This window comes from Mammaliicoccus sp. G-M28 (assembly GCF_022386595.1).
Lineage (GTDB): Bacteria > Bacillota > Bacilli > Staphylococcales > Staphylococcaceae > Mammaliicoccus > Mammaliicoccus fleurettii.
The window spans coordinates 115,435-130,674 of record NZ_JAJNIF010000005.1 but is presented as its reverse complement, the minus strand read 5'-3'; the positions used below and the strand labels follow the sequence as shown (position 1 = coordinate 130,674).

At 30.4% G+C, this 15,240-nt stretch carries 11 protein-coding genes; 1 reads left to right on the top strand and 10 read right to left on the bottom strand.

Annotated features, from left to right (window positions below; all coding sequences use genetic code 11):
* Nucleotide 1 precedes the first annotated feature (1 nt).
* From LQ609_RS07000 to LQ609_RS06955, 10 genes are all read right to left on the bottom strand, one after another.
* Nucleotides 2-1,114 (bottom strand): polysaccharide biosynthesis C-terminal domain-containing protein, encoded by a 1,113-nt coding sequence (locus tag LQ609_RS07000; RefSeq protein ID WP_239734505.1) that lies wholly within the window; start codon nucleotides 1,112-1,114, stop codon nucleotides 2-4.
* Nucleotides 1,115-1,127: 13 nt separating this feature from the next.
* On the bottom strand, nucleotides 1,128-2,153 hold the full coding sequence (locus LQ609_RS06995; RefSeq protein ID WP_239734504.1) for a nucleoside-diphosphate sugar epimerase/dehydratase: 1,026 nt from the start codon (nucleotides 2,151-2,153) through the stop codon (nucleotides 1,128-1,130).
* An 11-nt stretch (nucleotides 2,154-2,164) separates the two neighbouring features.
* On the bottom strand, nucleotides 2,165-4,000 hold the full coding sequence (locus LQ609_RS06990; protein ID WP_239734503.1) for a polysaccharide biosynthesis protein: 1,836 nt from the start codon (nucleotides 3,998-4,000) through the stop codon (nucleotides 2,165-2,167).
* Between the two features lie 22 nt (nucleotides 4,001-4,022).
* Nucleotides 4,023-4,787 (bottom strand): tyrosine-protein phosphatase, encoded by a 765-nt coding sequence (locus tag LQ609_RS06985; protein ID WP_239734502.1) that lies wholly within the window; start codon nucleotides 4,785-4,787, stop codon nucleotides 4,023-4,025.
* Nucleotides 4,787-5,479 (bottom strand): polysaccharide biosynthesis tyrosine autokinase, encoded by a 693-nt coding sequence (locus tag LQ609_RS06980; RefSeq protein WP_078357975.1) that lies wholly within the window; start codon nucleotides 5,477-5,479, stop codon nucleotides 4,787-4,789. The genes LQ609_RS06985 and LQ609_RS06980 overlap by 1 nt, the downstream gene beginning before the upstream one ends.
* Nucleotides 5,480-5,500: 21 nt before the next feature.
* Nucleotides 5,501-6,169, bottom strand: a complete 669-nt coding sequence (locus LQ609_RS06975) for a Wzz/FepE/Etk N-terminal domain-containing protein (RefSeq protein WP_078357959.1) — start codon at nucleotides 6,167-6,169, stop codon at nucleotides 5,501-5,503.
* 354 nt (nucleotides 6,170-6,523) lie between these two features.
* The gene (locus LQ609_RS06970; RefSeq protein WP_239734501.1) at nucleotides 6,524-8,170 is read right to left on the bottom strand and encodes a phospho-sugar mutase; all 1,647 of its coding nucleotides are present in this window, start codon (nucleotides 8,168-8,170) and stop codon (nucleotides 6,524-6,526) included.
* 17 nt (nucleotides 8,171-8,187) lie between these two features.
* Nucleotides 8,188-9,054: a UTP--glucose-1-phosphate uridylyltransferase GalU gene (gene galU, locus LQ609_RS06965; protein ID WP_078357957.1), complete on the bottom strand. Its 867-nt coding sequence runs from the start codon at nucleotides 9,052-9,054 to the stop codon at nucleotides 8,188-8,190.
* An 11-nt stretch (nucleotides 9,055-9,065) separates the two neighbouring features.
* On the bottom strand, nucleotides 9,066-11,825 hold the full coding sequence (locus LQ609_RS06960) for a CDP-glycerol glycerophosphotransferase family protein (protein ID WP_078357956.1): 2,760 nt from the start codon (nucleotides 11,823-11,825) through the stop codon (nucleotides 9,066-9,068).
* Nucleotides 11,826-12,279: 454 nt separating this feature from the next.
* The gene (locus tag LQ609_RS06955; protein ID WP_078357955.1) at nucleotides 12,280-13,152 is read right to left on the bottom strand and encodes a MurR/RpiR family transcriptional regulator; all 873 of its coding nucleotides are present in this window, start codon (nucleotides 13,150-13,152) and stop codon (nucleotides 12,280-12,282) included.
* A 158-nt stretch (nucleotides 13,153-13,310) separates the two neighbouring features.
* On the opposite strand from LQ609_RS06955, the gene LQ609_RS06950 reads away from it, so the two are divergent.
* Entirely contained in the window at nucleotides 13,311-14,717 is a 1,407-nt protein-coding gene (locus LQ609_RS06950; protein ID WP_078357954.1) for a 6-phospho-beta-glucosidase, read from the top strand.
* Nucleotides 14,718-15,240: the final 523 nt, after the last annotated feature.

The window sequence follows — 15,240 nt, the reverse complement described above, 5'->3', positions numbered from 1 at the left end:
TTTAAACCTCCAGGAAATATGTGTCTGGATTTTCTGAATCAAACATCTCATTAACCCACATTATAGTTACCATATTTTCAGTACCTAAGTTTTCAATATTATGTGTATATCCTACTGGAATATCAACTACTTCCATGTTGTCACCTGAAACATGATATTCAATGACTTCATCAGAATCCGGTAATCTAAATCTAATAACGCCCTCCCCAGAAACTACTAGGAATTTTTCATTTTTAGTATGATGCCAATGATTACCTTTAACTATGCCTGGTTTTGAAACATTGACTGATACTTGTCCTCTGTCTTGAGTTTTTAAAAATTCAGTAAAAGAACCTCTTTCATCAACATTCATTTTAAGAGGGTAACTAAATTCATTTTTAGGTAAATAACTTAAATAAGTACTATATAAAGCTTTTTCAAAAGGATCATCTAATTTAGGTAATAATCTCTTTTCTCTAGAATCTTTGAATGAAATGATTAAATCACTGATTTCTCCTAAACTCTTTTTATAAACATTCGGTACTTCAACTTTGTTATCAACAATTGTAGGTTTATCTTCAATTGCTCTTTTTATTTCCGTAATAACATCATCAATGTAATTTAGTGATAACATGATTTCTCTATCATTCACTTTTATTTCTTTACTACAGGCGATATTATGACAAAATGTAGCAATAACAGAGTTGTAATTAGGTTTACACCATTTACCAAATAAATTTGGAAATTGATAAATATAAACTTTGTTACCGTATGTTTTTGAGAAATTATTGAGTAAACTTTCAGCTTCATTTTTACTTTTACCATACAAATTATCTGCACTTGCCTGAATAGAAGATGACAAAATAATAGAAGGTTTATGAGGATTATTTTTAACTATATCTAACATTTCTTGTAAGAGTGATACGTTACCTTCATAAAATTCACTATCATGTTCTGGTCTATTTACACCTGCTAAATGTACAATACAGTCTGCTTTAGTTAAATATTCATTTCTGTCTTCAATAGAAGTATCTCTTGATATTTCGAGAATTTGATAATCAGTCGTTTGCTTTAAATCAAATTTTAAATTTTTCCCTACAAAGCCATTTGAACCGGTAATTACGATTGATTTCATATAAACCTCCTATTTAAGCTTTAGTTTTATAACTATTTAGTTCATTTTTTACAAAATCTAATGACAATAATTTTTCTTTAATTTCCTCTACTGATAGTTGGTATGTGTTATCTGAGTTATATTCATACGCTTCAGTTATTTCTTTACTACCATCTTCGACATAATTACTATAATTTAAGTCTCTAGAATCTGCTGGAACTCTATAATAGTCCCCCATATCTTCTGCTTGTGCATATTCTTCTCTTGTAAGAAGCGTTTCAGCTTGTTTTTCACCGTGTCTAGTACCTATAATTTTAATTTCATTATTTGCTTCAAAAAGTTCTAATAATGCTTGAGCTAAATCTCCCACTGTTGAAGCAGGTGCTTTTTGAACCATAATATCTCCATTTTCTGCATGTTTAAATGCATGTATAACTAATTCGACTGCTTCTTCTAAACTCATTAAATATCTTGTCATATTTGGATCTGTAACTGTTAATGGTTCATTATTTTTAATTTTTTTAATAAATAATGGAATAACAGATCCCCTTGAAGCCATAACATTTCCATATCTTGTACCACAAATTAATGTTTGATTTTCATCAACATTTCTTGATTTGGCAACAAATACTTTTTCCATCATAGCTTTAGAAATACCCATAGCATTTATTGGATATGCCGCTTTATCAGTAGAAAGACATATTACTTTCTTTACATTAGCTCTTATCGCAGACTGTACAACATTTTCAGTACCCAATATGTTTGTTTTAACAGCTTCTATAGGGAAAAACTCACATGAAGGAACTTGTTTTAATGCGGCTGCATGAAAGACAAAGTCGACCCCTCTCATAGCACTTTCTACACTCAATAGGTCACGTACATCACCTATATAAAATTTCAATTTATCATTATTATATTTTTTTCTTATATCATCTTGTTTTTTCTCATCTCTTGAAAACACTCTTATTTCTTTTATGTTTGTGTGTAGGAATCTTTTCATTACTGCATTACCAAACGAACCTGTGCCACCTGTAATTAATATTGTTTTACCTTTAAACATATCCTCACCTATTACTTTTGTATTGTTTTATCATGATTACTATCGATATTATTATTGGTATAGTTTATAATTTTTTCTTTAGTGTAACTGTTAAGTAAATCTGAAATAATTGATTCAACTTCTTCTTTATCAATATCTTTAACTTTTCCTCGATAAATCTTTTCGTATACTTGCTCTGGATGTATTTCATCTTTATTCAACAATTCTTCAAATAATTTTTCACCTGGTCTAATACCACTAAATTCAATACCTATGTCTTCTTCTTTATAACCACTTAGTCTGATAAGGTTTTTAGCTAAATCTACAATTTTAACGGGTTTACCCATATCTAGCACAAATACTTCTCCACCTGTTGCTAAGGCTCCAGCTTGTAATACTAGTCTTGATGCTTCTGGTATTGTCATGAAGTATCTTGTCATTTCCGGATGCGTAACGGTTACTGGTCCACCAGCCTCGATTTGTTTTTTGAAAAGTGGTATTACAGAACCTCTTGACCCAAGTACGTTTCCAAATCTGACTGCCACAAAGTCAGTCTTCCTTGTTTCATTGTTTATACTTTGTATGACCATTTCTGCTACTCGTTTAGAAGCTCCCATAACGTTAGGAGGATTTACTGCTTTATCTGTAGAAACCATTACAAATTTACTAACTTCTGCTAGTTTCGCAGCTTCAGCTGTATTTTTTGTCCCTAAAATATTATTCTTGATTGCTTCTTGTGGATTAAATTCCATTAATGGTACGTGTTTATGTGCTGCTGCATGATAAACAACATATGGTTTATAATCTTGCATTATTTTTTCCATACGCTCTTTATCTTGCACGTCTGCAATAATGGGTACTACTTCAATTTGTTCTTTATATATTCTATTAAGTTCTTGATGTATGTGATATATGCTATTCTCACCGTGTCCGAGTAGTATGATTTTCTCTGGTTTGAACTTACAAACTTGTCTGCATATTTCAGAACCGATTGATCCTCCTGCTCCAGTTACAAGTATTGTTTTTTCTGTTAATTCTTTTGAAATAGATGCCATATCGAGCTCTACAGGATCTCTTCCTAGTAAGTCTTCGACTTCTACTTTTTTTAATTGGTTTACTTCAATTTCACCTGACATAACATTTTCTATGTTAGGCATTTTAAACACTTCAACTCTTGCGCCTTCACACAATCTATTTATTTCTCTTAATCTGTTTTGCGAAAGGGTTGGAATGGCAATAATAATTTTTTTAATATTAAATTTCTTAACTAAATCTGGTATATCTGAAATGTAACCTTGTACCTTTACACCGGATGTTATAGACAACTTTTGTTTATTTGGATCATCATCTACGACAAGCACTGGTTCCATTCCCATATAAGGTGTATTTATCATTTGACGAATAAGTAAAGAACCACCTCGTCCACCACCTACGATAAGTGTTGGTATCTTCTTATCTTCATTACTTATGAAGGATTTTCTAAAAATTCTCCATGACAATCTTGAGCCACCTATTAACAGTAAGTGCATCATCCAAGTTATAAAATATAATCTTAAAAATGGTGGTTGTTGTGTAACAATTGAGACAATTATCCCCGTAGTTATGATTGATCCTGTAACTGCTTTAACAATTAAGATTAATTCACTTACACTCGCATATTCCCATGCTCTATGATATAAATCGAAGACTTGAGCGAATACATGATGAGATATAAGCAATATAAATGATGATAAAATTAACGTTTTAATGGAGTAGCCTTCAAAGTATGGCTCTAAGATGTAATATCCTAAAAACAGTGAAAAAGTAACAATTAGTGAGTCTATAACTAATAGCATCATGAGTCTTTGCTTAATTGATATATATTCCAATTCTCATTCCCCTATTTCCTATTTAAAATAGACCAAAAATTTTGCTTTTCTTAAATTCAATTGGTCGTCCCTTTACTACATCTTTATTCTGTATCATTGCTTCATTATTATTTAATAAGCCTTTTATAGTAGGCTCCATTTTTTTCAATTTTGGTGTGTTGAACAATTCACCCAGACCGAACGGTCTATTCTTTGGATGATGTGCATCTGAAGCAACAAAATGTATTAAGTTATGTTCTATCATTTGAATAGATAATTTCTGTATATTTTTTCCTAACTCACCTGTCAAAGATGAAGCTGTTATTTGGCTTAATGCCCCATTACTTATTAATTCATAAAGCAAATTAATATCTTGAACAATTGCATTATTACGTTCTGGATGAGCAATGATAGGTATAAAACCTTTAGTTTGAATTTCATAAAGTAGATTCTTGGTGTAATGTGGTACAGCATTAGAAGGTAACTCTATTAGAAGATATTTAGAATAATTAATTCCTTGGATTTGATGTTGATCTATATCCTCTAATACTTTGTCCGTTATTCTTACTTCTTGACCAGGATATAACTGAATATTAAAGTCTTTAATTTGTTGATTACTTGTTAGATCTTTAATTGCATTATCGACATCACTAAATATGTTGTTATACTTCGGATGTAGATGGTGAGGTGTAACAACAATACCTGTGATACCTTGTTCTTTAGCTTGTGTTAATAAATCAAATGTTTCTTCTAATGATTGAGGGCCATCATCCATACCAACTAATAAATGATTATGAATATCTATCATTATTCATCTTCCCCATAATAATAGTAAGAACTTGATGATTTATCTAAAGGCGCTTTATTTAAAACAGCACCAAGAATTTTTGTTCCTGACTTCTCTAACAATTCTTTGCCTTTCTTAACTGATTCTTTATTATTACTTTCAACATCTATTATGAAGATTGCATTTTTAGTTAATTCGCCAAATAATTGAGCATCTGTCACTGTATTAACAGGCGGCGTATCTACAAGAATGAAATCATATTGTTGTTTAAGTTCTTCAAATATATCCATCATATTTGTTGAACCAATTAACTCAGATGGGTTTGGTGGAATCGGGCCTGAAGTTAAGACGTCTAAATTAGTAACTTCAGTATTATGTACTGCATCTTTAAATGTACTCTTGTTTATAATTAAATTAGACAGACCTGTAATATTGTTTTGATTAAAAATGTAATGTTGGGTTGGCTTTCTCATATCTCCATCAATTAATAATGTTTTAAATCCAGCTTGTGCATATGTTATTGCAATATTTGCTGATACAGTTGATTTACCTGAAGAAGGTTTATCCGATGTCACTAACAATGTTTGCACCTCATCATCTGCAGACGAAAATAAAATGTTCGATCTAATCCCTCTGAATTTCTCACTGACAACTGATTTAGGTTTCTTATGAGTTATTAAAGTCGTTATTTCTTTATCTATTTTCTTTTGCATAGCCATACTATTAAACCTCCTTTATTGATCAAATCTTTGTATAGTTCCTAGTACTGGTATATTTAATTGTTCTTCAACATCTTGTTCTGTCTTTATTCTCTTATCTAATATTTCTTTCAAGAAAATGATAGTTAGTGCGACAGCTAAACCTAAAAATAAACCGACCACTAGATTTATTAGCGGTTTAGGCGATACTTTACTTCCATTATTATCTGCTTTAGAAAGTATAGAAACGTTATCAACATTCATTATGTCTTTAACTTCTTTACTAAAAACGTTTGCTATTTCATTAGCTACCTTACCCGCATTTTCACGACTTTCATTTTCAACAGTAATATTTAATATTTTTGATTCTGCTTGATTGCTTACTGTTAGCATTCCAGAAAGCTCATTGCTAGAATATTTGTCATTTAAATTTTCAGATACTTTGTCTAATATTCTTGGACTTTTTAAAATTTCGGAGTATGTATTAACGAGTTGTAGATCTGTTTGTACTTGTTGAGCTATCATTTGGTTGTCTATTTTTTTTTGATTAACAAGCACTTGTGTAGACGTTGAATATTTCGGTGTCATAAATACGAATGTAATCACCATACTCAAAACTAGAAAAATGATTGGTAAAAAAATTAAATACTTTATGTTTTTCTTTAAAATTCCAAATAGTTTGCTTAAGTCAATAGTCTCTTCCATAAAATCCTCCACTCTTATATTTAATACAATTTAATTATACATCATTCACTTGTAGTTACAATTGTATTTTATAAATATTCTAGATTTATTATCTATAATTATATACTACTTAAATGAGTTTCATTTATATTTAATCATAATCTTCTTTTAAATAAAATTATTCTGATATTAATTTGAATATTTCCATAGGTTTAATAATATATCTTTAAGTTACTTTATACATTAAAAAGTACATTTATTGACATCAAATATAAATAAAAAGCCTTATTGAGTAAAACACTCAATAAGGCTTTTGCTAAAGTTATTATTAATTTCTTTTATTTGTATTAAATTTTATTTAAACACTATTCTCTTCTACCCCAACTCATACTTCTCTTTAAACTCATCTATTACTTCTCCTAAATCGTCTACATCTAAAGAAAAATACAGTTTCATTTTAGGTTCTGTTCCTGATGGTCTTACTGCTATAAAGCCTTCTCTAAAGATAAATTTGATTAGATCTGTTTGTGGTAAGTGGATAGTTTCTTTATTACCGCTTCTTACACTATATGATTCTTGGGTTACATAGTTCTCTATAATCATTGGTGTTAAGTTTGATAGTTCTATTGTATTTAATTGTTTGAAGTTGCTCATGATTTGATTGATCTTTGTTCTTCCTGCTGCGCCTTCAAATGTTGGTGATAGTGTCTTATCTTTATATTGTCCGTGTTCTTGATATATATTTTCTAATATATCTTTAAATGTATTACCTTCTTGTGCGAGTTGTTCTTTATACTTTATGAGTAATGCTGCTACTTGTATTGCATCTTTATCTCTTGAGATATCATCTACTATATATCCGTGGCTTTCTTCATATGCTAGGACAAGTTGTGAGGGATTATTTTCTAAGTTCATCAACTGTTCTGATATGTATTTAAAGCCTGTTAGGACATTTATTACGCCTATGTCTAATGATTTCGCTAACTTCTCACTTAATGCACTTGTTACGACTGATTTGATGATGTATTTCTGTTTATCATCTGATAGTTCTTCGTTTCTTAATTTCATAAGCAACAAGCCTATTTCATTTCCATTGAAATATTTCGTTGTGCCATCTTCGTATCTTTCTACAATTCCGATTCTATCTGCATCTGGATCTGTTGCGATTATCAACTGAGCGTCTTCTTGTTCTGCTAATGCTTTTCCTAATTCAAAAGTGTCTTCCACTTCAGGGTTCGCTATTTTCACAGTTGGGAAATCGCCATTTGGCGCTGATTGTGCTTGTTCTACGATATAATTAGTGTATGATAAATCATTTAATATTTCGGATAATAAAGGTAAACTTGTACCGTGCAAGCTTGTTAGAGCAGTCTTTGTTGATGTTGTTGAAAAGTCACCGACTAATTCTTTAATTGCTGCTTTATATGCTATTGTTGTTGCTTCATTTAATGGCATCACGACTTGTTCTTCTTGTAATGCTGTTAAGTCTGTCGTCTTAATATTTAAAGGATCTTTTACTTTATCTATATAATGACTCAGTTCTTGCGATGGTTCTGTTAATAATTGGCCACCGTCTGAGCCATAAACTTTAATGCCATTGTAATTTTTAGGATTATGACTTGCTGTAATCATAATGCCAGCTGTTGTGTTTAAATATCTGACTGCAAATGATAGTTCTGGTGTTGATTTATATGTTTCTGGCAATATAACGTGTACACCATTTGTGCCTAATACTTTTGCTATTTCAATCGCAAATTCTTTAGATAAATGTCTCGTATCAAAGTGGATGACTACTTTAGGTTGTTCTGTTTTGATTTTTAAATATTTGGCTAATCCTAATGCAACCTTTTGTATAGTGAATTTATTTAAACGACCTGGACCGATACCAAAAGTATTTCTAATACCTGCTGTTCCAAAGGATAATACATCTGAAAATCCTTCTTCAATTTCTTCATCTGATTGGAGTTTATAAAAGTGTTCTACTAAGCTTTCAGAAACTTTCTCTTCCCATTGTGATTTCAAAGTTCTATCCCCTTTATCTAAATATCTAGTGATTGAATGTAACGTTGAATTTCATCACACATTTCTTCATCTTTCAAAGCATATTCTATCGTTGTCTTAACAAATCCAATTTTTTCACCAACATCATAGCGCTTGCCTTCAAAGTCATACGCATAAACTTTATCGTCTTTATTTAAACGCTCTATAGCGTCTGTTAATTGAATTTCTCCACCACTACCTTCAGTTTGTGTTTCTAAATAGTCGAAGATTTTAGGTGAAAGTACATATCTACCCATAATTGCAAGGTTAGATGGTGCTGTTCCTTGCGCAGGCTTTTCTACAAACCTTTCTACTTCATATAAGCGTTCGTCTTGAGATTTCGGTTCGATTATACCGTATCGATGTGTTTCTGATTCAGGTACAGTTTGAACACCAATAACTGATTTACCTGTTTCTTCATATTGATCCATTAATTGTTTAATCGCAGGATTATCAGATTCAACAATATCATCTCCTAAAAGAACCGCAAACGGTTCATTACCGATAAATTGTTTAGCTGTATGAATTGCATGACCTAATCCCTTTTGTTCCTTTTGTCTCACATAGAAAATATTCGCCAAATTTGTTGAATACTGAACTTTATCAAGTAACTCAAGTTTACCCTTTTCGAACAATGTTGTTTCTAGTTCTTTTTGAATATCAAAGTGATCTTCAATCGCACGTTTATGTTTACCTGTGACAATAATAATATCCTCAATACCAGCTCTAGATGCCTCTTCTACAATATATTGAATTGTAGGTTTATCTAATATTGGTAACATCTCTTTAGGCATCGCTTTCGTAGCAGGTAAAAATCTCGTCCCTAAACCTGCTGCTGGTATGATTGCTTTTTTTATTTTATTCATAGTACTCCCCTTTATAAAATTACATTTTGATATTCTTGTTTAGATTTTTCTTTATAATAGTCAAAATCAAATTCTTCAAATTGTTTATTATCATTTAAATGAATTTTAAATCCTTCAACAAGGCCATCTACTGTATTCTCTACAATTATTGCTTGATTTTCATTTAAATATTCAGTTGTTTCTTTTAAATTTACAGTAATTACATCAGTGTTTAAAGATAATGCTTCATATACCACAAGTCCTAACCCTTCATAGTTAGAAGATAAAACAAATGCATCAACATGTTTAAGTAATGGATAAGGATTATTAATCCCACCTAAAATCACTATATTTTCATTGGCAACGGATTCTCTCACCCACTGTATAGTTTGTGATTTCAACGGACCATGTGGACATATCATAATTAAAAATATATTTGGATTCTCTATATAAACTTGCTCAAAAGCTTCTATTAATTTATCATGACCTTTTTGATAGTCATATCTTCCAATATTCAAATAGACTTTTATTTCTGGGTTAAATATCGCATCAAGTAATTTACATTTCGATATTCTCATTTTATTAAATAAATCTACTGAAACCACTGTTGGATTCATGTCTTTCGTTTCAAAATACTCATTTATTAAAAGTTCATTATTATTATATAAGTTTTCAAACGTTGTTCTTAATTCACTATCTTTAATAAAATTTTGATAAAGTGAATCAAATGATTTATCAATATGTTTAATCAACATTTCTTTATGTGTAATTAAAGTTGAATTAGTGTTTTGCTCATTATTCTCGGTTATTCCATTTTCTACATTTTTGATCAGATTTTTTTTCAACATTTCTTTTTCTGGATACCTTCCGAGTGTTTCTATTTCCATTTCTTCTGAATCTAATGACTTATAATTTAATTTTATATTCTCATTATAAGAGTAATCAACATGTACTGGTTCGATTGTTTGTAATAAGTTTTCCATAGAAAGATTTCTGTTTCTCTCTTCACCTAAAAAGTTATTTACTGTTACTACTTTATCAGAAATGTTCGGTAATTTTTCAATTAATTTACTTCTTAAATTATTATGGACAAGAACTACTTTATTAGCTTTTTCATAGGCTCCAAAAATTATTTTTTTACTAAAATTCTTTTTAGCTTCATATTCAGCAAACATGTCAGTGTGTACCCAAATAGCAGTTTTAGAATTGATATGTCTCATCATTTCAGCACTTTTTCTTTCGAATCCAGTATAATGAATAAACCAATCTATTTTTAAATCACCAAATAATCTACTAAACTCTTCCTTAAACATTCTTTCAAGTTGTTTTTCCACACTTGAGAATTTGAATTTTTCATTCCATAAGTATTTTTTCATAAGCAATCTATCTTTAAAGCTTCCATTCATTTCACCAACTGTTGGATAAAAATAGACATTCTCAGGTAAATTTAATAGGCGGTAGTAATGTTCTTTTTTCACTTTATTCTTTTCAAAAAAACAAATATAATTTTTTTCATTTGTGTCTATATTTTCTAAGGTATTAATTAATGCAGTTGTAATACCATTACTCCAAAATCCTCCACTTACTACTGCCACAGTTTCTTTTCCATTGTGAAGATTATGTGACTCTATAGATGAATCTTCCTTTCCAAATAACATATGATTCACAATAATTTCGCTACCATTAGCTTGATCAAATTCACTAAACTCATCTATAAATGTCTTATAGTCTACTTGTTTTGGAATACTATTTATAATATCTAGAAGTTCTTCTATATTATTCGTCTTTTCAAACGGATAAGTGGATAAATCATCATAAACACCTCTATTTTCTACATATTCTTTAAAGTCATATGTATATAGAATAACAGGCTTATTCAAATTGATATAATCATACATTACTGATGAGTAATCTGTTATTAAACCATCAGATGCTGCCAAAAACTCATAAATTTCAAAGTTTGTTGGGAATGGTTTTACTTTTTCATATGTATCTGGAATAACAGTTTTCTCAAATGGATGTAATTTAACATATACGATTGTGTCATCTTCTAAATTATCTTCTAGATAAGACATAAAATTCATTATTTGATCAGAACCTTTAACTTTACCTAAACTACCTCTCCATGTAGGCATATATACAAGAGCTTTTTTGTCGTTTATATGTAATGTTGTCCTAATGTTATTGCGTATCTTTTTATCAAAAAATATACTATTTCTTGGAGATGGTCCAATGATAAATTTCCCCGTATAGATATTATTTAAATGATGTGTCCTCGCTAATATTTCCATTGTTTTATGATTATTTACGTAAATACGATCTGCCATATAAAAATTACGTTGAACATTTGCCACATCTAATATTTTAGGTATATCTCTACCCATATGCTTTAGTGGAGTTCCATGCCATATAATAAAATACTTTTGCCCTTCTCGTTTGTTAAAGAAAGGATAAAATGTTGTATCATTAATTAAATACTCACATGTTGCAAGTAATTCATAATATTGATTAGACATATGTTTAACAAAGATTACCTTTTGTTTTAATTCTTGAGGTAAAAACAGCTCTAAATCTTCTTCATTTTTCAATGATACATATATTTTCATATTTATATTTTTATCTACAATATCTTTTACTAAATAATAAATATGACCACTTAGTGTATCCCCATGTACTGCTTCAAAGAGAACAGTCTTTTTTTGTATCTTTTTAGTTCTACGTGAATTTACGTAAACAAATTTCCCTTTATTTCTTTGAAAATTCCCAACTTTTTTTACAAATTTATTTTTCATGTTTTTTCTCTTCTTTCAAGGTTATTTATTGCCCTAAGTTTTTTTTAATTGTCTTCTTCATGTTCTCCATCTCTTATTAGTAAATAATCCTGTAATGTACTTTGAATATTCCACAAAATATTCAAAGTATAAAGAGAAACTATTGACATGCACATAAACTTTACAATTTTTTTCATTTAAAATCTCCTTATCAAATATATCTTTTTGTTTTATTCTGTAGCGATTATCCTATGTATAAAAGAAATATTTAAACTTTAAGTCTACTTTATGTATTTATTAAATTGACGTACTTCTTAAAAATAGGAAAAATAATACATTTTACATATTATAATTATATCATCATTATTATAAATAAAAAGATAATATTTTAAATTTTTACACCTAAATTCATATTGTTTTTATATGAATTAACTTTTTAATTACACAATTTAAAATTGTTCGAAATTAAATTCATTTACTGATTTTCTTGAATCATTTTATTATGTGTAACGCGATGATCAAAGTTCTTGGCAATATTGATTTTGTAGTTTGTATGTTGTTCATAATCCTGTCCGTATACACATGCGTAAAGTATATCCATTAGAAATCCTATTGAATCTCTTGTTGAGAAGTTGCTGATTTTTGAATAAAGCTTTTCTCGTGTTGATATGCGTAAAGTACTGTCTGCATATTTACTTACTGTGTTCTCTCCTATACTCGTTAATCCGATTATTGGAACTTTTTTCTTCTTTAACATTGGCAATAGTTTTAATATGCTTTGATTCTCTCCACTATAAGAGATAAATATTGCGCATGTGTCTTTTGTAGATTTTTCTATTTCAAAATGCGGTTCTAATGTGCATAGTTTAACAGTTTTGCCTATTTGATTCATCTTCATTTCAAACTCTTCACAAATCATTAAATTATGGTAGAGTCCAAATATTTTGATTGTATCTGCTTTTACTAAATAATCTACTGCTAAATCTAATTCTTGATTATTAATTAAATGTAGTGTGTCATTAATCGTCGTTTGGTTTAACAATGCTAATTTATGACTGATGGACATATTATTATCTGTTGCATCAAACGGGAAATTCGCATCGATTGATTCGTAATGTCGATTTAAATATTCTACTTCTTCTAAGAAATGTTCTTTTAATTCTAACCATCCATCATAACCTAATTTCTTCGCGATTCTAATCACTGTGGAAGGATGTGTATACGTTACTTTAGATATATGTTCTAATGTTTTAGTTTTTACTTTTTCTCGTTCTTCAAACAAATAATGAATGATGCTTTGTTCTGCTTCGGAAAATATATCTTCTTTCATTCTTTCGGTTAATAACATGTTTAGAACTCCCCTTTGTAAAAATTAATTACAAACATTTATCTTTTTAGAAGGAAATTTGTAAATTTCATTTGATAATAGCGCATTCGCCTCTTTAATCGTTACTTCTATTCTATACTTAACGTGTATAAGAAAGAAATCAATAGGGGGTATTTTAAATGGAAAAAGGTATTAAAATTGTGACAATCGGTGGCGGTAGTAGTTATACACCTGAGTTGATGGAAGGTTTTATTAAACGTTACGAGTCTTTGCCATTAAGTGAAATTTGGTTAGTTGATATTCCTGAAGGTCGAGAAAAATTAGAAACTGTCGGTAAGATGGCACAAAGAATGTGGGACGCTTCTCCTTATGATGTAACGATACATTTATCTTTGGATAGAAGAGAAGCATTAAAAGATGCAGATTTTGTAACGACGCAATTTAGAGTAGGATTATTAGATGCTCGAATTAAAGATGAACGTATTCCGTTATCTCACGGATTCTTAGGTCAAGAAACAAATGGACCGGGTGGTATTTTTAAAGCGCTAAGAACGATTCCTGTCTTATTAAATATCGTTGAGGATATGAAAGAACTCTGTCCAAACGCTTGGTTAATCAATTTTACAAACCCTAGTGGTATGGTGACAGATGCAATTGTACGATATGGGAAATGGGACAAAGTACTCGGTCTATGTAACGTACCAGTTAATAGTTTAATTAATGAACCTGAAATGTTGAATGTTAAAGAAGGAGAACTTACGCATCACTTCGCAGGATTAAATCATTTTCATTGGCATCGGGTAAAAGACGCTCAAGGTAACGATGTAACAGAACAATTGAATAAAAAGCTCGTAGAAGATGCATCGTCATTACCTTCTAATATTTTTGATGTATCATTTTTTGAAGAACAATTGCAACAAATGAATTTAATTCCATGTGGCTATCATAGATATTATTACCGCGCAGAAGAAATGCTAGAACATGCGCTTAAAGAATATCATGATCCAGAAATCGGTACACGTGCAGAACAAGTTAGACAAACTGAGAAAGAATTATTTGAACTGTATAAAGATGAACATCTGGACCATAAACCAGAACAATTAAGCAAAAGAGGCGGGACACACTATTCAGACGTAGCTTGTGAAACGATCGCTTCAATCGCATCAAATAAAAATACACACGTCGTTGTCTCTACAGTTAATAATGGCGCAGTACCAGACTTAGCACCAGAAGACGTAGTTGAAGTATCAGCATATATCAATGCAACAGGCGCACAACCAATCGCATTCGGCTCATTACACCCAGCAGAACGAGGATGGTTGCAAGTCATGAAAAATATGGAACTATGTGTAGAAGAAGCAGCAGTAACCGGAGACTATGGCTTATTATTACAAGCCTTTATCATTAATCCATTAATACAAAGTGGTGAAACAGCCAAACAAGTAATGAACGAATTACTCATCGCACATAAAGCATATTTACCACAATTCTCCGAAACAATCGCACAACTAGAAGCACAAGGCATAGAAATAAAAGATGCCAAAGCAAGAGAACTAAGTGAGCATGTAGAATTGAGAAACGTATAGAAGTAGAACGGTTGGGATTGAAATGTGCTTATTTAGTACATTTCAATCCCGTCATCCAATACAAATATAGTGATTTGAGGCTGGGACAAATTAATTTGTCCCAGCCTTTCATTGTGTGGTGTTGATTTTGAGCATGTCTTAGATTAATGATGGAGTTAATCTAGGTTTTGGTGGAACTCTTCGATTAACTCCCGAATTAATCTACAACTTGGTCGATCTCTTAGATTAACTACCGAATTAATCTACAACTTAGTCGATCTCTTAGATTAACTACCGACTTAATCTACAACTTGGTCGATCTCTTAGATTAACTACCGAATTAATCTACAACTTAGACGATCTCTTAGATTAACTACCGACTTAATCTACAACTTAGCCGATTTCTTCGATTAACTGCCGAATTAATCTACAACTTGGTCGATCTCTTAGATTAACTGTCGAATTAATCTACAACTTACCCAATCTCTTAGATTAATTCCCTCAATCCCAGCATATTTCAACAAAAAGACTACATCGTCCGAGA

Excerpts from the sequence above, each read along its gene's own strand:
- LQ609_RS07000 (WP_239734505.1), bottom strand. The coding sequence starts at position 1,114 with ATGAAATCAATCGTAATTACCGGTTCAAATGGCTTTGTAGGGAAAAAT.
- LQ609_RS06995 (WP_239734504.1), bottom strand. The coding sequence starts at position 2,153 with ATGTTTAAAGGTAAAACAATATTAATTACAGGTGGCACAGGTTCGTTT.
- LQ609_RS06985 (WP_239734502.1), bottom strand. The coding sequence starts at position 4,787 with ATGATAGATATTCATAATCATTTATTAGTTGGTATGGATGATGGCCCT.
- LQ609_RS06980 (WP_078357975.1), bottom strand. The coding sequence starts at position 5,479 with ATGCAAAAGAAAATAGATAAAGAAATAACGACTTTAATAACTCATAAG.
- LQ609_RS06975 (WP_078357959.1), bottom strand. The coding sequence starts at position 6,169 with ATGGAAGAGACTATTGACTTAAGCAAACTATTTGGAATTTTAAAGAAA.
- galU (WP_078357957.1), bottom strand. The coding sequence starts at position 9,054 with ATGAATAAAATAAAAAAAGCAATCATACCAGCAGCAGGTTTAGGGACG.
- LQ609_RS06960 (WP_078357956.1), bottom strand. The coding sequence starts at position 11,825 with ATGAAAAATAAATTTGTAAAAAAAGTTGGGAATTTTCAAAGAAATAAA.
- LQ609_RS06955 (WP_078357955.1), bottom strand. The coding sequence starts at position 13,152 with ATGTTATTAACCGAAAGAATGAAAGAAGATATATTTTCCGAAGCAGAA.
- LQ609_RS06950 (WP_078357954.1), top strand. The coding sequence starts at position 13,311 with ATGGAAAAAGGTATTAAAATTGTGACAATCGGTGGCGGTAGTAGTTAT.